Here is a 17,735-nt window from a genome sequence, read left to right on the forward strand (position 1 = left end):
ATCGGTTAAAGCGCTGAAAGGCCCGAGCCATTCGAGCCGGACCGGTTGAGAAGATAAGGTACGCGTCGAGTAGTTCCACCGGCGATTGTCTTCACGCCAATCATGCGGCGCAACTCGACCGCTCTGCACCCAGGCAATCCGGTGTCGGTAGTCATCGCCTGTTCGCTCATTGCATTCTTGCTTGTTGCCTGTTCATTGTCAGCCGAGCGCTTCGCCCGTACGGTCTCGCAGCCAGATCACGGGTACTAGCGAGATCGCGCAGGCAGCGGCCACATACCAGGCCGGTGCGAGCGGATTGCCGGTGCGCGCGACCAGCCAGCTTGCAATAAACGGCGAGAAGCCGCCGAAGAACGACGCGCTCACCACATACGTCAACGCAATTCCCGTTGCGCGCACATGTTTCGGGAACAGTTCCGGAATCATCACCAGCACGGGCACGATCTGCCCGGACACGAAGACCGCGAGCAGCGCCGAGACCATGCAAAGCGCTGCCATGGACGGATGCGCGCTCAGAAATGCAAACGCCGGATACACGAGCAGGAGCATTGCCACGCGGGAGATCACCAGCACCCGCTTGCGGGTGAAGCGATCGGCCAGCATGCCCGCGAGCGGCGCCGAAACGAAGAGCGCGAGCGAACTGACGATACCCGAGATCACCGCGGACGTGGAAGAAAGGTGCAGCGCGCGCACCGCATGGCTTGGCAGAAAAAACGCGGTGATATACACAGAAACCGAACCGCCCAATTCGGCGAAAGTGCCGAGAATCGTGAGCTTGAGGTGCGTGGTCAGCGCGGCCTTCAGCGCGCCGCGCGGCGCGGGTTCGCCGGGCTTGCGCTCGGTGAGCGTTTCTTCGAGGCGTCTGCGGATCAGCATGCCGGCCGGTGCCGCGACAATGCCTAGCACGAACGGGAGACGCCAGCCCCATTCGAGCACCGCCTGCTTCGGCAACAACACGTTGACGAGCGTTGCGACGAGCGCGCCGAGCACGAGCCCCGCTGCGGTCGCGGCGAAGTTCCAGCTTGCAAAGAAGGCGCGGGTGTCGTCGGTCGCGTACTCGACGAGCAGCGTCGTGCCAGGCCCGAATTCGCCGCCCGCCGCGAAACCCTGGATCAGGCGCGCCACGAGCACGATCAACGGCGCGGCGAGTCCCGCAACCGCATAAGTCGGCGCGCACGCGATCATCGCGCAACTGAGCGCCATCAGCATGATGGTCAGGACCATCGCGTTCTTGCGCCCCGCGCGATCCGCATAGGCGCCGATCACCACGCCGCCCAAAGGCCGGACCACGAAGCCGACGCCGAATACACCGATCGACAGCAGGAACTGGTTGACCGGCGACGCGCCAGGAAAGAACAACTGCCCGATCTGAATAGCAAAAAAGCTGTAGATCGTGAAGTCGTAGAACTCGAGCGCGGTGCCGATGCTCGTGGCGGTGATGACGCGGGTCTTCGTCAAACCGGGCTTACTGAGAGCAAGGGTAGACACGATAGGGTTCCCACAGAAAAGGTGGAATCGACGTGAGTTATCATATACGAGAAAAAATAAATTTCTCACATACGAGAAATTTTCCTTGCAAGCGGAATCCGGTGAGATGGCCAAAGTAGCAGTGAAACAACAGGCGGCGTTAGGACATGAAGCGCCGCCCTTGCTCGATCACAAGCTGGTGGGCGCGCATTTGCGGCAGGCGCGCAAAACGCGCGGATTGACGCTGGCCGAACTGTCGGAGCGCTCGGGTATTGCGGTATCGACGATCTCGAAGGCGGAACGCGGCGACATTGCGCTGACCTACGACAAGTTCGCGGCGCTCGCGCATTCGCTGGAACTCGAATTCGACGCGATCTTCGGGCGGCGTCGCAAGCCGGCCGCCGGTGCGATGAAGCCCTCGTTCACGGCGGCGGGCAAGCAGCAGATTTACGACACGCCGAACTACGAGTACGGGATGCTGGCGAACAGTCTGACCGGCAAACGCATGATGCCGATGCGCGCACACATTCACGCCCGCGCCGTATCCGACTTCCCTGAGTACATCCGGCACTCGGGCGAAGAATTCGTTTTTCTGCTGAGCGGCAAACTCGAACTGCGCTTCGAGAACGGCAAGTCGTTCAAGCTGATGCCGGGCGACAGTCTTTACTTCGATAGCTCGGTCGGGCACATCTATCTGAGCGTCGGCGACGAAGACGCCGATGCGCTCGTGTGCTGCGTCGATACGGACGAACATCGTCCCCGCGGGGCCATTTGAACGAATGCGTTTGCGCTCGGGCGTCGCGTGACCACGGGGGCCGCGGGCCAGCCGCGCAGCTTTACCGCACGCAATATGCGAGGCCGCGAAATGTCCCTGTTGCGGACCGATCTTCTGGGGACGGAAGCCGTCGTCCGCGTCAGCGTGTAAACTGCTGACTTTTTTGCATCCGGTGGTATGTTGCAAGCCCTTCAGCGCACAGCTCCCAGCGGCCCGGCGCTCATCCGCCTGCTGGCGCGTTTCGCCGATGCCGACGTCCCCGAACCCCGGCAATCGCTGTCCGACAGGCTGAGCCAGTGGCTCGGCTGGACGGACGCGATTGCGCTGTCTTCGGCGCTTACTGGCGCGCCGCCCTCGGTGCCTGCGACCGCGCGAGTGTTCGGCAGCGCGGAGGAGGCGGAATGCGCGCGCGTGCGTGCGTCGCTAGTCAAGACCATTACGGGCGACAGCGCCTTTGCCGCCGCGAGGCGCCGCGGTGCCGGGTACGTCGAGTCACAGGCCGTGCCGGCGGACTACGCGTTGTTTCGCCAACGCTACCAGGCCATGCAGCAGTCGATGGAAACGGGTGTCGGCAATTTGCGCGGCCGGCTGCGGGCGCTGCTCGCCGCGAAAACCCCCGCAATGGGCCGCCTTGCGCTGCTGGACGCCGTGATGGAGCGCGCGCTCGGCGAGCGTGAGCGGAATTTGCTGGCGAGCGTGCCCGTGCTGCTCGCCGGGCACTTCGAGCGGCTTCGCGAGGCCGCGCAGCAGGCGCAAGACCAGGAGCCGGCGCCGGCACTGGACGACGGTACGCAAGCGGAGAGTGCAGCGAGCCGCGCCGCAAGCACGGCAGCAGGCAACGCCGCTGCCGCAGCCGCGGCCGGCAGTGCCGCTGAGGGCAGCGTTGAGCCGAAGGTCCACGCCCAGGCTCAGCCCCAGCCGCAAGCGCCCGCTCTTGACGCCGCGCCGACGCCCGCCCAAGCGGTCGCGCCCAATGCGTGGCTCGACGTTTTCCGCAAGGACATGCAGAGCGTGTTGCTTGCTGAGCTGGATGTTCGTTTACAACCGGTCGAAGGGCTGCTCGCCGCCCTTCGTACTCGCTAACTGGGACACTATGTCCAGATTTCGTATTGAATTCGTTGTGTTCGCGGCAGGTCTCGCCGCGGTGTGCGGCATCGCTATCGGCTATGTCGGTTCGAACTGGCTGGCGCTGGCCGTCACGTTACTGATCGGCGCCTGCTATCTGGCGGGCGCGCTCGAATTGCGTCGCTATAGCCAGGCCACTGGGACGCTCGCGCGTGCCGTGGCCGGTTTATCCGAGCCGCCGCCGCAGCTAGGTGCGTGGCTCGAACTGCTGCATCCAGGTCTGCGCAACGCGGCGCGGCTGCGTATTGAAGGCGAGCGCGTTGCGTTGCCGGGCCCTGCATTGACGCCTTATCTGGTTGGCTTGCTGGTGCTGCTCGGCATGCTCGGCACACTGCTGGGCATGGTCGTGACGCTGCGAGGCACGGGCATGGCGCTCGAAAGCGCGACCGACCTCGCAGCGATCCGCGCTTCGCTTGCCGCGCCGGTCAAGGGGCTCGGCTTCGCATTCGGCACGTCGATCGCGGGCGTCGCCAGCTCGGCGATGCTCGGCCTGTTGTCGGCGCTCTGCCGCCGCGAGCGGCTCGAAGCGGCGCAACGTCTCGACGTCAAGATCGCGACGAGCTTGCGCATCTACTCGCAGGCTCATCAGCGCGACGAAAGCTTCCGGCTCTTGCAAACGCAGGCTGAATTGATGCCGACGCTCGTCGATCGCCTGCAAACCATGATGGCGGCGATGGAGCAGCACAGCCTCGCTTTCAACGAGCGCCAGCTTGCGAGTCAGGAGGCATTCCACAGCAATGCACAGGTCGCCTATACGCGGCTCGCGGCGTCGGTCGAGCAGTCGCTGAAGCGAAGTATCGCGGACAGCACGCGCGCGGCCGGCGAGGCGCTGGAGCCCGTCATGCAGGCAACGATGGCCGGCCTCGCGCGCGAGTCCGCGGCGTTGCACGCGAGCGTGGGTCAGGCGGTTCAGCAGCAACTGGATGGCCTGTCGCGCGGGTTCGAATCAGCCGCTGCGACGGTCGCCGACATCTGGAGCAAGGCGCTTGCGGGCCAGCAGCGTTCGAACGAGGACATGACGCAGCAGTTCCGCGCGTCGCTTGAGCGCTTCACACAGACTTTCGACGAGCGCTCGGCCGGTCTGGTCGACGGCGTGTCCGCGCGGCTGGAAGCCGCGGCGGGCAACGTCTCGCAAGCGTGGAAGGAAGCGCTTTCGCGTCAGGAGCAGGCCGGCGAGACGCTTGCAGTGCGGCACGAGCAGGCGCTCGCTGCCGCGGCGGCGAGCTTCGAAGAGCGTTCGGCGTCGTTGGTGCGGACCGTTGGGCAGTCGCATGCGGATCTGCGGACTGAACTGGCTTCTCAAGACGAAGCGCGGCTCGCGGCGTGGACGGCGACGCTGGCCTCGATGGCGGCCAATCTCGGTAAGGAGTGGCAGCAGGCAGGCGAGCGTAATGAAGAGCGGCTCACGGCGTGGACCTCGAAACTCGATTCGATGGCGGCCAGCCTCGGCAAGGAATGGGAGCAGGCGAGCGAGCGCAGCGAAGAGCGGTTGACGGCGTGGACCTCGAAGCTCGATTCGATGGCGGCCATGCTCGGCAAGGAGTGGCAGCAGGCAGGCGAGCGTAATGAAGAGCGGTTGACGGCGTGGACCTCCAAGCTCGATTCAATGGCGGCCACGCTTGGCAAGGAGTGGCAGCAGGCCGGCGAGCGCACGGCGAGCCGTCAGCAGGAGATATGCGACACGCTCGCGCGGACCGCGAGCGATATCGCTGCGCAAACGCAGGCACACGCGAGCGAGACCATCGCCGAAATATCGCGGCTCGTGCAGGCAGCGTCGGAGGCACCGAAGGCCGCCGCCGAAGTGGTCGCGGAACTGCGTCAGAAGCTCTCGGACAGCATGGTGCGCGACACCGCCATGTTGCAGGAGCGCAGCCGCTTGATGGAAACGCTCGAAACGCTGCTCGATGCTGTCAACCATGCATCGACGGAGCAGCGCACGGCGGTGGATGCGCTCGTCGCGACGTCAGCGGATCTTCTCGAGCGCGTCGGGACCAGGTTCGCCGACAAGGTCGAAACCGAGGCGGACAGAATCGGCGCAATTGCCGCGCAGATCACCGGCGGCGCCGTCGAAGTGGCGAGCTTGGGCGAAGCGTTTGGCTCGGCCGTTCAGCGTTTCGGCGAATCGAACGACAAGCTTGTCGCGCATCTGGAGAGAATCGAGGCTGCGCTCGACAAGTCGCTCGCTCGCAGCGACGAGCAGCTTGCATATTACGTCGCACAAGCACGCGAGGTGGTCGATCTTAGCGTGATGTCGCAAAAGCAGATCGTCGAAGATCTGCAGCTGCTCGCTGCCCAGCGCGCCGCCGATGGAGCCGAGGCAGCATGAGCGGGATGAGCGAGGACATCGACGGCGGCGTGGAGCAGGGCACGCCGATCTGGGCGGCGTTCGGCGATCTGATGTCGGTGCTGCTCGGCGCGTTCATGCTGATTCTGGTGGCTGTCATCGGCGTGCAGCTCGAACTGTCGAACAAGCTCGACCAGGAGGTCAAGCAGCGTCAGCTTGAAACGCAGCGCCGCAAGACGCTCGAGCAGGCGCTGGCGGGGCCGCTCGCGGCGGGCCGCGTGACGCTGGTGAACGGACGTATCGGCATCAGCGGCAACGTGCTGTTTGCGCTGAACTCCGACCAGTTGCAGCCGCAAGGGCGCGATCTGTTGAAGAGCCTCGCCGGGCCGTTGTCCGCGTATCTGGGCGCGAACGACCAGATCCTGATGGTGAGCGGCTTTACCGACGACCAGCGGCTGCGCGAAGGCAACCGCCGTTTCGCGGACAACTGGGAATTGTCGGCGCAGCGCGCGCTGACAGTGACCCGCGCGCTGATCGATGCGGGCGTGCCGGCGTCGTCGGTTTTCGCGGCGGCGTTCGGCTCCGGACAACCCGTTAGCTCGAATGCCGACGAACCAGGACGGGCGCGCAACCGTCGCGTGGAAATAGCGCCGGTTCCGAGGCCGTCGGCTGCGGCAGGCAAGCCCCATGAGTGACAGCGCGAACGTCGACGCAAGGCCGACGCCGGGTGTGCCGCAGGCCGGATGCATGGGTGAAACGGTGCACGCGGCCGAGGCAAACCACCCACCCGGGACCGCGCCGACGAATTCCGCCGTGCAAACCCCGCGCGCCACCCTCGACGCGTGGCGCGAGCGCGGCGCCGACCGCCTTGATCCGCTGCGTTTCGCTTTCATCGACGCGTTCGAACGACGTGCCGCCGCGCACACCGGCGCTGCGCGCCAAGTGCTCGACGAGGAGCTTGCCGCGCTGCTAGAAACCTATGCGCGCAAAGTCGACCAGGCGGCGGCCACCGCCGGTCATGCGTCGTCTCCGGATGGACATGCACGCGGCACGCTTGCCGAACTCGTCGGCTACATGCAAGACGAGCCGCGGCGCCCTGAAGGCGAACGGGCCCCCTACCCGGAGCTTCCCGCGCTCGACTATTTCAGGGAAACCTGGGCCAAGGTCCGCACTGAAAAGCAGTTGCGGCAGTCGCTGCAGCCGGCGCCCGGCAATGCCGGTCCGCTCAATTCGAGCAGCCTCGTGCACCGTTCGCTGTCGCTCATGCGCGAGTTGTCGCCGGGCTATCTGAAACAGTTTTTGTCGTATGTCGACGCGCTGTCCTGGATGGAGCAATTGAGCGGCGGCGTCCCGGCCAGCAAGGATGCGCCGCGCGCCGGGGCGTCCGCCAAAGGCACTCGCAGCAAGTCCCGCTGATGCCGGACGGCGTGTGCCGTGGCATATTGGTGGGGTAGCCATCGAAAGGAGCCCACCATGCGAATCCAGACGTCATTTTTATTCGATCTCGACGGCACGCTCGTCGACAGTGTTTATCAGCACGTGCTGGCGTGGAAAGAAGCGCTCGACAGCGAAGGCATTCCCCTGTCGGTCTGGCGGATTCATCGAAAGATCGGCATGAGCGGGGGACTCTTCACCAATCAGCTTCTGCGTGAGACCCACGGAGAGATCAGCGCCGAGCGCAGCGAGCGTCTTCGTCATGCGCACGCGGCTGCCTATCAAAACCTGCGCGCGCAAGTATGTCCGCTGCCGGGTGCGCGCGAACTGCTCGATGCCTTGACGCAAGCGGGCACGCCCTGGGCGGTGGCGACCAGCGGGCGCATGGAAACCGCTGCGGTGAATCTCGAAGCGCTCGGCGTCGATCCGGCAAAAGCGGTCGTCGTGACGCGCGACGACGTCAAATATGCGAAGCCCGACCCCGACCTTTTCCTCGCGGCGGCCGAACGCCTTGGCGTTGAGATCGAACACTCGGTCGTAGTAGGCGACAGCATCTGGGACATGCTCGCGGCGCGGCGCTGCCGCGCGCTCGGTGTCGGGTTGCTGTCGGGCGGCTACGGCACTGAAGAGTTGGAGCGTTCCGGCGCGCTGCGCGTCTACGACGACCCCGCGGCGCTACTCGACCATCTCGACGAAGTCGCTTCGCGGCCCTGATCACGAGCATCGCGCGGCCGCAGTCAACGCGGCCGCGGTGGCTCGTTCCACCCATGCTCATCCGGTTGATTCAACGCGCATAGGCTGCCGGCGCCACGCGTAACTTTGTACTGTTCGCGCCAAGAGCCCTGTACTATATGGTGAAACGGGGCCGGCCCTGCAACCTGCAATAGTTGACCGGCGTGTACGCATATGGCGGCGCGCCGGTATGTTCCTTGAGCTCATGCGGTGGCCGGCGAGCCTGTCACGGTAACGCTCTGCGGCGGCCCGACGAACCACGCTAAAAACATGAACAAGTTTATTCGACCACCCGTCTCCTATCCGACAACGGTTGTTTTCGTCGACGACAACGACAACTACCTCGACGCCCTGCGCCGCTTTTTTCCGGACGTTTCCACCAATCTGTTCTTCTCGCGTCCGCAGGCGGGGCTTGCGTTCATACGCCAGCATGCGCGTGAGAACTCGCTGGAATTCGCGCCGGCTTCAGCCTGTTTGAGCGAGACCGGTTTTGATCGCTTCGTCGAGTCATCGCCGCAGCGAGATGTGCTCGCGCGCGCAACACGTTTCTCCGAAGTGGCAGCCGTCGTAGTGGACTACGACATGCCGGGCGTGAGCGGTGTCGAGTTTCTGTCCTCCATATCCAACCTGCATTGCGCGAAGATTCTGCTCACAGGCGTCGCGGACGAAACTGTCGCAGTGAAAGCATTCAACGCCGGCATTGTCGATTTATATCTGCGCAAGACCGACGCCGATTCGGCAAACCGGCTCGTCCACTTCCTCAAAGACGCGAAGAGCCGTCACTGCTCCGAAATGGGCTGGCTCGCGTTGGGCGAGAACGGCATGACGTATTGCGACCCGCGCACGCGCAAGGTGCTGGACGAAGTGGTGAAGGACAAAGGCATCGTCGAGTATTACTGGCGGCCCGAGCAGAATGCGATTCTCATGTTCGATCGCGAGGGAAGGGGCAGTGTCTTCGTCGCGTGGGCCGAGCACGACTGGATATCTCAGGGCGAAATCGTCGCAGACGAAAGCGGCCCGGCCGAGTTGCTGAAACAGATGGCGGTGCGCGAAGTCATGCCGCTTTTCTGGCCGCATCTCGCCTACCGCTCGGGCGTCGAATTCAGAATGCTCAAGCCGCAACCCATTCCCGGCTGGGGCGACGCGTTTTACTGCTGGAGCCCGATCGAGACGCCCGAAGTGGTCCAGGCCGGCGTCAGGCCGCTCACGTTCGCGCAGTGGCGGAGCGACCGGGCACGCTAACGTCTGCCGGCACGTCGAGCAACATGTACGCCATCCCCACTGCCTTCGTGTCGGCCATGTTCGTCGTGTTCGGCCTCTACGTGGTCATCACGCAAGGGGTGACGCGGCTCTCGGTGCCTTTCCTCCTGATGTGCGCGGCGACTTTCGCATGGCAGGGCACATGGACGCTGCTGTTCCAGACCAAAGATACGGAAGTCGCCGGCTTGCTGGTTCGCGTCGGCTATCTGTTCATTCTCTTTCTGCCGACCACTTTCTATCACTTCGTGACAGAAGTTGCGGCGCGGCGCCGGGAGCGGCCGCTGCTGCTGGCGTCGTATGGTCTGTGTTTCGTGCTCGCGGTGTTGCTGCCAGGCAATGAAGTCGTTGCCGGCTATCAGCATTATTTCTTTGGCTACTATCCGATTGCCGGGCCGCTGCATCCGCTGCATGTCGTGCAGACGGTGCTGCTTGCCGCGCGCAGCGGCCATCTTCTGCTTGGCGCGCGAAAAAATGCAGGCGGGCAGGCGCGCCGGCGTCTGGACCTGTGTCTCGCGGCGCTTGGTCTCTACTCGTTTGCCGCCGTGGACTATGCGGTCAACTATGGCTATCCGTTCTATCCGCCTGGCGTGTTGTTCATCGCGCTGAGTCTGGGGCTGCTTGCCATCACGATTGTCCGCTACCACCTGATTCACCCGTATGCGCTTGCAGCTACCATCGCGCACGAGATCGCCACCCCGCTGGCCACGATCGGCATGCACGCCGACGAGATCGCGAGCGTCTGGAGTCATGTTTTCAAAGGCTATCGCCTCGCCGTCGCGCACGGCCTGTATGACGATGAAGAACACTCCGGCCAGTCCGAGCGCATCAGCCAGCTTGCCACGGCGATCAGACGCGAGGTGTCCGGCACGAGCGCGATGGTCGAAATGGCGCTGGCTTCGTACACGCTCGACCGGCTCGACCGCAGCCGTTTCAGCGCCCATCCGGTACGGCAGTGCGTGGACTCCGCGCTGGAACGCTACCCGTTTCGCGCCGACGAACGCGAGCGCATCACGATCTTGCCGATCGATCCGATGCTGCGCTTTTCCGGCTCCGATACGGTGGTGGTCTTCGTGTTGTTCAATCTGCTGAAAAACGCATTGCATGCGATTCATGTGAAAGGCGAAGGCCAGATCACGATCAGCGCGCTGGAAGACCAGGATTTCTGCATGCTGCAATTCCGCGACACGGGACCAGGCATTGCGCCGGACGTTCTGCCGCACATCTTCGACGCATTCTTCTCGACCAAGCGGCACGGCAGCGGCGCGGGCATGGGACTCGCGTTCTGCCGCCGCGCGACGGAGCTGCTGGGCGGCAGTATCGAATGCACGTCGGTGCGCGGTGCGCACACCACTTTTATCGTGCGTCTGCCGCTGCCGGGCTCGGCAGCGGACAGGGCATTGTCCAGGCCGCCGGTACGCGAAGCGCGCCGGCGTTGAGACTTCGGTTTGAGCGCTGTGGCTTATTCCGTCAGCGCCGACAACGGCAACTCATACTCCTTCACACGGTCGACGATTCCATCCGGAAAGCGGCGGATCTTCCGGTCGCGCCCGGCATACAGAATCTGCTGATAGCCTTGCGACACCTTGCGTCCATCGACGCAAAAGCGGAACAGCAAGTACGCCGAGCACTGCCTCACTTGCACCGTGTTCAGGTAGCAATCGACCCGCTGGAACGGAAAGGTTTCATGCACGTATTCCTGGTGCGCCCGCTTGGTCACGAACATGCCGTCCGAGCCGAGCAGGTTGTCGTGAATGCACTCGTGGAACCACCGCTCGCGGCAAACGCCTTGCCACTCGAAATAGCGGGCGAAATACGTGTTCATGAACGCATTCGAATCTTTTAGATAGATGTCGAAAGAATGGACAAAGGTTTTCGGCGAATCCATTACCAGCGGGCTGTCCGAAAGATGAGCATTGCCACGATTCAAAGCGTGAGGGATAGCTTCTCGCATCAACATACGATTTTCCTTTTACAGGAACGGCTGCTTGTGGCAGCCACACATGCCGGCCAGCACGGCGGGCACATCCCATTCTCTTGGGGAAATGGCTGATATGGCTATTCGCGCGCAACAAGAGCCCGCAATTCGTGCGCGGCTCGCACGACGGGGCCCTGGTGAACGGACCATCAGTCCGACGACAGTGTTGATGCAGCGATTCTTTTATTCAGTGGGTCAGCCAACAGAACAAATGGAACTGCGACGCCGAATGCGGCAATGGGTATGAGCGGGAAGGAAACCCGCTATGCAGCGCGTTTCAGGTTTAATGACCGATTGACAAACGGCGTTTATCGAAAGCGCATAAATGACGCGGCGATTGCCGTTCACACCGCGTGGGCATTAGCGGACAGAAAGCGGCAGACTTCGCCATGCATCGCCTGCACGCCCGGGCTCGATTCGATAGCGCGCCAGCATCCATGTACGAGTCCTGTGCCGATCCACAGGTGCGCTTCTCCGCCTGCAGCCTGAATGCGTTCGGTGAACACACGCGCGTCGTCTCTGAGCGGATCGTGTTCGGCGCCTATCGCAAGCGTGGGCGGAAGTCCGTCATAACGCGTGGCGTCGAGCGGGATGGTCCACTTGGGGTATGGCGCCGTTTCGCCCCAATACATGTCGCGAAACGCGTGGACGTCGGTGAGCGTGAGCATGGGCGCTTGCGCTTCGGTATCGCGTGAGGGCGGCTGCGGGTCGGTGCCGAGCATCGGATAAATCAGCGCGAGACCGCTTATTCCTTCGATGCCCTCGTCGCGCAAACGCATCGCCACGCTGGCAGCGAGCGTGGCGCCGGCGCTATCTCCCGCGAGTTGCAGCGTGGCGCCGTCAGGCAAATCGAAGGGCAGCCGCCGTTCCAGCGCCGCGAGCGTGACCTCCATGCAGTCGTCATGCGCGGACGGTGCGCGGTGTTCGGGCGCGAGCCGGTAATCGACGGCGATTACATTGAGGCCGGTATCCGCGGCAAGGCGCGCCGTGATGACCTGATGACTGTCGAGCGATCCAAGCACGAAGCCGCCACCGTGGAAATACAGCACAGTGCCGCGCGGCATCGCGCCCGCATTCGCACCGTTGCGATACAGCCTTAGCGCATTCGAATGGCCTGCCGCGGACAGGAATTGCGCGTCTTCGGTGACGACTTCTGCCGGCAAAGGCGGAGTGAGCGCAGCCGCGTAGCGGTCGTAGATTTCGCGCTGCTCGCGCGGCGTCAACGAGGTGCTATGCCCTGGATAGACCGCGGCGGCTCGCGCGATAAATTCAGCCATCTGCGGCTCAAGCATGTTGGCTCCGGCTACGTTGTGCGGCGGCGGGCAAGCCGATCATGCGGCCCGCGTAGGTCGCGGGCGGCAACGCGGCATGAGCGTCGGCCAATTCCTGCACGCGAGCGGCCACGTCGGCATCGAACGCGACCGAGCGCGGCCCGCTCGTGTCGACGTGCAACAGCATCTGCTCACCCGCCGCGACCGGCGTGTCGCTGCCGTCGGCGAACATCTCCAGGTAGAGTTGCAGCCGCTTGGCGTCGCACCCGAGCACGCGCATATCGACCCGCACGCGCGTGCCTTCCTTGATTTCGTGCAAATAGTTGATGTGCGCTTCGAGTGTGTAGATCGAGCGGCCACGCTCCTTGCGCACCGCGTCCGGCAAACCAATCTGGTCGATCAGCTGGTCGGTCGCGAAGCTGAAGATCAGCATGTAGAACGCGTCGCGTAAATGGCCGTTGTAATCGACCCAATCCGCGCGCACCGTGTCGCGATAGCAGGGCAGGGCAGCGGTTTGCAGCATGTTGCGGAGTCTCCTTGTCTGGTTCGTCGCCTGCTTCGCGCTTTGCGGCGTACATGGCGGAAGCGGCGCGGCACGGTGCGGTGCCGCGCATTGCGAGGCTCGCGTCAATCCGCCGGCGTCAGTCCGTGCCGCGCCTTGGCTTCGCCGATTGCGGCCAGCACACTCGTGATGCAGTCGTCGCGATAACGCTCCAACTGCTTGATGGAGCGCGGGCCGACCTGTTCGGCGGTGCCGTCCACGACGCGGTCGATCAGTTCGCCGGTCAGTTTCGGCGCTATCAGTTTAGTCCACGGCAGATCCAGCGCGGGACCGAACTGCTGCATGAAGTGGCGCATGCCTGCATCGCCGCCTGCAAGGGTGTAAGTAAGGAACGTGCCCATGAACGACCAGCGGATGCCGGCACCGAAGCGGATGGCGTCGTCGATTTCGCCGGTGGTCGCCACGCCTTCGTTGACGAGATGCAGGGCCTCGCGCCACAGCGCTTCGAGCAGCCGGTCCGCGATAAAGCCTGGCACTTCCTTGCGAACCCGCAGCGGGCGCATTGAAAGCGAGCGGTAAATGTGCAGCGCGGCGTCGATGGTTTCTGGCGCTGTGCGCTCCCCGCCGAGCACCTCGACGAGCGGCAGCAGATACACCGGATTGAACGGATGCCCGACGATGCAGCGTTCCGGATTCACAGCCCGCGCGTAGAAGTCGCTCGGCAATAGCCCCGAAGTGGACGAAGCGATGATCGCGTCCGGCTTCGCGGCGCGGCTGATCTGCTCGTGCAACGCGAGCTTCAGTTCTTCGCGCTCGGGCGCGCTTTCCTGAATGAAGTCCGCGTTCGCGACACACGCTTCGATCGTATCGACGACGCGCAGTCTCGACTGCGACGCGCCCTCGGCGAGGCCGACGCGTTCTAGCGCGGGCCACGCATTGGCGACGTTCTCGCGCAGTTGCTTTTCCGCGCCCGGTGCGGGGTCCCACGCGATCACATCGAGCCCGTGCGCGAGCGCGCGCGCCACCCAGCCGCTGCCGATCACGCCCGCGCCGATCGCGGCAAATGTTTTGATATCGACGATCACTGCCATTGCTGACGTTTCCTTGTTTGCCTGTGAGTTCTTCGATGCCCTAGCCATTCGTGAGCATGCAACGCCGCACGCTCAAACGTATTCACCGGCCACGCGTCGTTCGAGTTGCCGTTCTCCGCGCGCGGGCAGGCCGAGCTTGCGTCGTCCTTCGGCGGGTGTCAGCGCACGTCCGCCCAGGCGTTCGATGATTTCCACCGCGCGCTGCACGAGCGTGCCGTTCGTTGCGGGCACACCCTTATCGAGCCAGATGTTGTCTTCGAGGCCGACTCGGACATGGCCGCCGAGCAACATCGCCTGCGCGACCATCGGCATCTGCATGCGGCCGATGCCGAAACCCGCCCATTGCGCGCCAGGCGGGAGGTTGTCGGCCATGGCTTTCATCGTCGTGGTGTCCGCGGGCGCGCCCCACGGAATGCCGAGGCAAAGTTGAAACAGCGGCGGCGCGTCGAGCAGGCCTTCCTTCAGCAATTGTTTTGCGAACCACAAATGGCCGGTGTCGAAAATTTCCAGTTCTGGCTTCACGCCGAGTTCCTGAATGCGCGCTGCTCCGGCACGCAGTTGCGCGGGCGTCGAAACGTAGATGTAGTCGCCATCGCCGAAATTGAGCGTGCCGCAATCGAGCGTGCAGATTTCCGGCAGCAATTCTTCGACGTGCGCGAGGCGCGTCAGGCCGCCGACCAGATCCGTGTTCGCGCCAAAGCGCATCGGGTCTTCGCCGGGACCGATTTCGAGGTCGCCGCCCATGCCCGCAGTCAGATTGATGATGACGTCCGTGCCCGACGAGCGAATCCGGTCGACTACCTCGCGATACAACTGCGGATCGCGGCTGCCGCGTCCGGTTTTCGGATCGCGCACATGGCAATGGGCGACGGTGGCGCCCGCTTTCGCCGCTTCGATCGCGGCCTCGGCGATCTGCCTGGGCGTGACAGGGATGGCGGGATGCTTGCCGACTGTGTCGCCCGCGCCGGTGACCGCGCAGGTCACGATGACTTCATGGTTCATGCTTACCAGGTCCTGTAAATGAAAGTGTCACGACTCGCGCGCCGACTCATAGCCCGAGGTAGGCCTTGACCGCGGGCAAACCGTCCTTGCCGTCGTAGGTCTTGACGCCAGCAAGCCATGCGTCGAGTACTTGCGGGTTTTTCTTCAGATACGCCTTCGCGGCATCCGAGGGCTTTTGCTTGTTCATCACCGATTGCATGACCAGGTTCTCCAGTTGCGTGGAGAAGCGCAGGTTGCTCACGAGCTTGCCGGCGTTCGGGCAACGCGTCAGATAATCGGGCGACGTCAGCGTATAAACGCGCGCTTCGCCGTCGTTCGGACCGAATACGCCCTCGCTGCCGGACAGGTATTTCATGTCGATCTGAATGTTCATCGGATGCGGTTCCCAGCCGAGAAACACCACCCATTTCTTGTCGCGGATCGCGCGGTCCACGGAAACGAGCATGCCCGCTTCGCTCGATTCGATCAGCTTGAATCCGCCGAGACCGAACTGGTTGGTCGCGATCATTTTCTGGATCGCAGCATTCGCGCTGCTGCCGGGTTCGATGCCGTAGATCTTGCCGTCGAGCTGATCGCGATGTTTGGCGATGTCCGCGAATGTTTTGAGGCCCGCGTCATACGCATAGGCGGGCACCGCGAAGGTCGCCTTTGCGCCCGTCAGATTGGGTGGCTGCAACACCTGGATCGATTTCGATTCGACGAACGGCGCGATGGCTTTCTCCTGCACCGGCCACCAGTAGCCGAGCGACACATCGAGCTGCTTGCTCTTCAGGCCCGCGAACGAAATCGGCACGGAAGCGACGGTGGTGACCGGTTGATAACCGAGCCCCTCGAAAACGGTGGACGCGAGTGCAGTTGTCGACGTGATGTCGGTCCAGCCGATGTCCGCGAAATGCACGGCGCGGCAGGTGGCCGGGTCCTGCGCAAACGCAGGCAGCGCGGTAACGGCGGCGGCGAGGTACGCAAGCCGGGCCAGCCGCGTTTTGATGCGTAATTCCATGACGTTCCCCTATTGACGCTTGTGCGCGTTTAACCGCGCGTTGTCGAATGGACCGCTTACCGGTGAGGCTGCAAGGCACGGCTGCCATCTCACGAAATCGCCTGCCTCGATGCCCTAACGTTAATGCCCCATATTGCCGCCAAAGCGACCGTCAGCGACCCGTTCTTGCTTCCACGCGACAACAAGGGAAAACCAGCATGCGCCGACGTTGCCGTGCGGTTGCAACGCAGCAATTGGCTGGGAGATTTTTGGCACGCCTTGCCCGCCCGCGACGCGCTTGCTACGCTCGCCCGGAACCGCGGGGCGGCTTGCGCTTGCCGCTTTCGTCTCGCACCGTCGTCTTCGCATCTGACCGGGTCCCGCGCAATGCCTGAAGAGATATCGTTCCTGCTGCTGCCTGGTTTTTCGGCGATCGGCTTCATGTCGGCGGTCGAGCCGTTGCGCGTTGCCAATCGCTTTCGCGGCGAGCTCTACCGCTGGCGCATCGTGAGCCTCGACGGCACACCGGTCGCGGCCAGCAACGGCATTTCGATTAACGCCGACGCGGCAATCGCCGAAGTGAACGATGCGCGGCTGCTGTTCGTGGTGGCGGGCTTCGAGCCGCTCGCCTGCTACACGCGCGAACTGGCCGAGTGGCTCAGGCGCCTGGACCGGGCCGGCGCGACGCTCGGCGGGATAGACACGGGCAGCTTCGTTCTCGCGGAAGCGGGGCTGCTCGGCGGCGAGGACAACGTGACCGTGCATTGGGAGGCGTTGTCGGCGTTTCGCGAGCGCTATCCGTCGCTGAATGCCAGTCAGGAACTCTTCGAAATCGGCGCGAGGCGCATTACATGCGCAGGCGGCACCGCGTCGATCGACATGACGCTCGACCTGATCGGCCGCAAGCACGGCGCGGCGCTGGCTTCGGCGGTGTCCGAGCAGTTCGTGGTGAGCCGCATCCGTCAGCGCTCCGACCATCAACGCATGGAGATCGCAGCACGCTACGGCGTGCACAACCGCAAGCTGATTCAGGTGATCGGCGTGATGGAGCAGCACATGGAAGAGCCGTTGACGCCCGACCGGCTCGCCCAGGAGATCGGCGTGACGCGCCGGCAGCTCGAACGGCTGTTCTGCGCGTCGCTGAAGGACACGCCGACGCATTTCTATCTGCAGTTGCGCCTTGCTCGCGCGCGTGAGTTGCTGCAGCAGACCGACATGTCCATTACGTCGATTTGCGTCGCTTGCGGGTTTGAATCACCGTCGCACTTCTCGCGGACCTATCGCGCGCGATTCGGCGCAAGCCCGCGCAGCGACCGTCAGGTGACTGGCGGTCTCGTGTCGAAGAACGCGCTAATCAGCGCGCACGCTGCCGAATTATCACAAATACGACAATAGTGAATTCTATGATATGGGGTTTACCCTAGGTTCCTAGCCTCCTAAACTGTGTCCATCTGCTGAAGACAAACCGCCTTCAGCTCAGCACAAAACAATCTCTGGAGGTAGTAATCATGAAATCCCTGATCGAAGCTGCTGTTATCGCCGCTCTTATCTCTGCACCGCTCGCCGCTTTCGCGCAATCGAACCAGCCGGTTACCCGTGCTCAGGTGCGCGCCGAACTGATCCAGCTGGAGAAGGCGGGATATAACCCGGCAACGTCGAACGACTACGATTACCCGGCAAATATCCAGGCTGCCGAAGCGCGCGTCGCCGCACAGAACCGTGCGGCTCAAACGAGCGGCTACGGTTCGGCAACGAACGGCTCGTCGCAAGCAGGCAACCGCGCTGAAGTGACGTCGAGCTCGTATTCGGCTCCGGTCTACGTCGGGCAGTAACGGAACAGC

The 17,735-nt window shown here is 63.6% G+C and carries 17 protein-coding genes; 10 read left to right on the forward strand and 7 right to left on the reverse strand.

Features of this window, described 5'->3' with window-relative positions; translation table 11 throughout:
* Positions 1–198: 198 nt before the first annotated feature.
* On the reverse strand, positions 199–1,485 hold the full coding sequence (locus tag SB753_RS15980; RefSeq protein WP_410800674.1) for an MFS transporter: 1,287 nt from the start codon (positions 1,483–1,485) through the stop codon (positions 199–201).
* Between the two features lie 106 nt (positions 1,486–1,591).
* On the opposite strand from SB753_RS15980, the gene SB753_RS15985 reads away from it, so the two are divergent.
* The 8 genes from SB753_RS15985 to SB753_RS16020 all read left to right on the forward strand — a co-directional run bounded on the left by SB753_RS15985 (position 1,592) and on the right by SB753_RS16020 (position 10,510).
* Positions 1,592–2,239 (forward strand): helix-turn-helix domain-containing protein, encoded by a 648-nt coding sequence (locus SB753_RS15985; protein ID WP_020068201.1) that lies wholly within the window; start codon positions 1,592–1,594, stop codon positions 2,237–2,239.
* A gap of 177 nt (positions 2,240–2,416) precedes the next feature.
* A complete protein-coding gene (locus SB753_RS15990) occupies positions 2,417–3,322 on the forward strand; it encodes a DUF3348 domain-containing protein (protein ID WP_410800676.1) in 906 nt (301 codons plus the stop codon).
* 10 nt (positions 3,323–3,332) lie between these two features.
* Positions 3,333–5,690 carry a DUF802 domain-containing protein gene (locus tag SB753_RS15995; protein ID WP_410800678.1) on the forward strand — a complete coding sequence of 786 codons (2,358 nt, stop codon included), beginning with the start codon at positions 3,333–3,335 and terminating at the stop codon, positions 5,688–5,690.
* A gap of 5 nt (positions 5,691–5,695) precedes the next feature.
* Complete coding sequence (locus tag SB753_RS16000; RefSeq protein WP_087753987.1) at positions 5,696–6,343, forward strand: OmpA family protein; 648 nt, start codon at positions 5,696–5,698, stop codon at positions 6,341–6,343.
* A 52-nt stretch (positions 6,344–6,395) separates the two neighbouring features.
* Entirely contained in the window at positions 6,396–7,064 is a 669-nt protein-coding gene (locus SB753_RS16005; RefSeq protein WP_410800680.1) for a DUF2894 domain-containing protein, read from the forward strand.
* A 57-nt stretch (positions 7,065–7,121) separates the two neighbouring features.
* Positions 7,122–7,796 carry an HAD family hydrolase gene (locus SB753_RS16010; RefSeq protein ID WP_020068206.1) on the forward strand — a complete coding sequence of 225 codons (675 nt, stop codon included), beginning with the start codon at positions 7,122–7,124 and terminating at the stop codon, positions 7,794–7,796.
* A 288-nt stretch (positions 7,797–8,084) separates the two neighbouring features.
* Positions 8,085–9,056, forward strand: a complete 972-nt coding sequence (locus tag SB753_RS16015; RefSeq protein ID WP_087753986.1) for a response regulator — start codon at positions 8,085–8,087, stop codon at positions 9,054–9,056.
* A gap of 23 nt (positions 9,057–9,079) precedes the next feature.
* Positions 9,080–10,510: an ATP-binding protein gene (locus SB753_RS16020; protein WP_410800682.1), complete on the forward strand. Its 1,431-nt coding sequence runs from the start codon at positions 9,080–9,082 to the stop codon at positions 10,508–10,510.
* 23 nt (positions 10,511–10,533) lie between these two features.
* Here the strand turns inward: SB753_RS16020 and SB753_RS16025 are convergent, their stop codons facing one another.
* From SB753_RS16025 to SB753_RS16050, 6 genes are all read right to left on the reverse strand, one after another.
* A complete protein-coding gene (locus SB753_RS16025) occupies positions 10,534–11,031 on the reverse strand; it encodes an acyl-CoA thioesterase (protein WP_020068209.1) in 498 nt (165 codons plus the stop codon).
* Positions 11,032–11,393: 362 nt separating this feature from the next.
* Complete coding sequence (locus SB753_RS16030) at positions 11,394–12,341, reverse strand: alpha/beta hydrolase (RefSeq protein WP_410800684.1); 948 nt, start codon at positions 12,339–12,341, stop codon at positions 11,394–11,396.
* A complete protein-coding gene (locus SB753_RS16035; RefSeq protein WP_204522997.1) occupies positions 12,334–12,843 on the reverse strand; it encodes a thioesterase family protein in 510 nt (169 codons plus the stop codon). The genes SB753_RS16030 and SB753_RS16035 overlap by 8 nt, the downstream gene beginning before the upstream one ends.
* A gap of 104 nt (positions 12,844–12,947) precedes the next feature.
* The gene (locus tag SB753_RS16040; RefSeq protein WP_410800686.1) at positions 12,948–13,913 is read right to left on the reverse strand and encodes an L-carnitine dehydrogenase; all 966 of its coding nucleotides are present in this window, start codon (positions 13,911–13,913) and stop codon (positions 12,948–12,950) included.
* A 72-nt stretch (positions 13,914–13,985) separates the two neighbouring features.
* Positions 13,986–14,915 (reverse strand): 3-keto-5-aminohexanoate cleavage protein, encoded by a 930-nt coding sequence (locus SB753_RS16045; protein ID WP_020068213.1) that lies wholly within the window; start codon positions 14,913–14,915, stop codon positions 13,986–13,988.
* Positions 14,916–14,961: 46 nt separating this feature from the next.
* On the reverse strand, positions 14,962–15,915 hold the full coding sequence (locus tag SB753_RS16050; protein WP_408163332.1) for a choline ABC transporter substrate-binding protein: 954 nt from the start codon (positions 15,913–15,915) through the stop codon (positions 14,962–14,964).
* A 366-nt stretch (positions 15,916–16,281) separates the two neighbouring features.
* On the opposite strand from SB753_RS16050, the gene SB753_RS16055 reads away from it, so the two are divergent.
* The gene (locus SB753_RS16055) at positions 16,282–17,289 is read left to right on the forward strand and encodes a GlxA family transcriptional regulator (RefSeq protein WP_131316788.1); all 1,008 of its coding nucleotides are present in this window, start codon (positions 16,282–16,284) and stop codon (positions 17,287–17,289) included.
* Between the two features lie 113 nt (positions 17,290–17,402).
* Positions 17,403–17,726, forward strand: coding sequence for a DUF4148 domain-containing protein (locus SB753_RS16060; protein WP_020068216.1), 324 nt, complete (start codon positions 17,403–17,405; stop codon positions 17,724–17,726).
* Positions 17,727–17,735: the final 9 nt, after the last annotated feature.

Origin of the sequence: Paraburkholderia sp. SIMBA_053, from assembly GCF_046534895.1 — a bacterium.
Lineage (GTDB): Bacteria > Pseudomonadota > Gammaproteobacteria > Burkholderiales > Burkholderiaceae > Paraburkholderia > Paraburkholderia caledonica.

Bases quoted from the DNA above. Each gene is read 5' to 3' on its own strand.
- SB753_RS15985 (WP_020068201.1), top strand. From the start codon at position 1,592: ATGGCCAAAGTAGCAGTGAAACAACAGGCGGCGTTAGGACATGAAGCG.
- SB753_RS15990 (WP_410800676.1), top strand. From the start codon at position 2,417: ATGTTGCAAGCCCTTCAGCGCACAGCTCCCAGCGGCCCGGCGCTCATC.
- SB753_RS15995 (WP_410800678.1), top strand. From the start codon at position 3,333: ATGTCCAGATTTCGTATTGAATTCGTTGTGTTCGCGGCAGGTCTCGCC.
- SB753_RS16000 (WP_087753987.1), top strand. From the start codon at position 5,696: ATGAGCGAGGACATCGACGGCGGCGTGGAGCAGGGCACGCCGATCTGG.
- SB753_RS16005 (WP_410800680.1), top strand. From the start codon at position 6,396: ATGGGTGAAACGGTGCACGCGGCCGAGGCAAACCACCCACCCGGGACC.
- SB753_RS16010 (WP_020068206.1), top strand. From the start codon at position 7,122: ATGCGAATCCAGACGTCATTTTTATTCGATCTCGACGGCACGCTCGTC.
- SB753_RS16015 (WP_087753986.1), top strand. From the start codon at position 8,085: ATGAACAAGTTTATTCGACCACCCGTCTCCTATCCGACAACGGTTGTT.
- SB753_RS16020 (WP_410800682.1), top strand. From the start codon at position 9,080: ATGTACGCCATCCCCACTGCCTTCGTGTCGGCCATGTTCGTCGTGTTC.
- SB753_RS16025 (WP_020068209.1), bottom strand. From the start codon at position 11,031: ATGTTGATGCGAGAAGCTATCCCTCACGCTTTGAATCGTGGCAATGCT.
- SB753_RS16030 (WP_410800684.1), bottom strand. From the start codon at position 12,341: ATGCTTGAGCCGCAGATGGCTGAATTTATCGCGCGAGCCGCCGCGGTC.
- SB753_RS16035 (WP_204522997.1), bottom strand. From the start codon at position 12,843: ATGCTGCAAACCGCTGCCCTGCCCTGCTATCGCGACACGGTGCGCGCG.
- SB753_RS16040 (WP_410800686.1), bottom strand. From the start codon at position 13,913: ATGGCAGTGATCGTCGATATCAAAACATTTGCCGCGATCGGCGCGGGC.
- SB753_RS16045 (WP_020068213.1), bottom strand. From the start codon at position 14,915: ATGAACCATGAAGTCATCGTGACCTGCGCGGTCACCGGCGCGGGCGAC.
- SB753_RS16050 (WP_408163332.1), bottom strand. From the start codon at position 15,915: ATGGAATTACGCATCAAAACGCGGCTGGCCCGGCTTGCGTACCTCGCC.
- SB753_RS16055 (WP_131316788.1), top strand. From the start codon at position 16,282: ATGCCTGAAGAGATATCGTTCCTGCTGCTGCCTGGTTTTTCGGCGATC.
- SB753_RS16060 (WP_020068216.1), top strand. From the start codon at position 17,403: ATGAAATCCCTGATCGAAGCTGCTGTTATCGCCGCTCTTATCTCTGCA.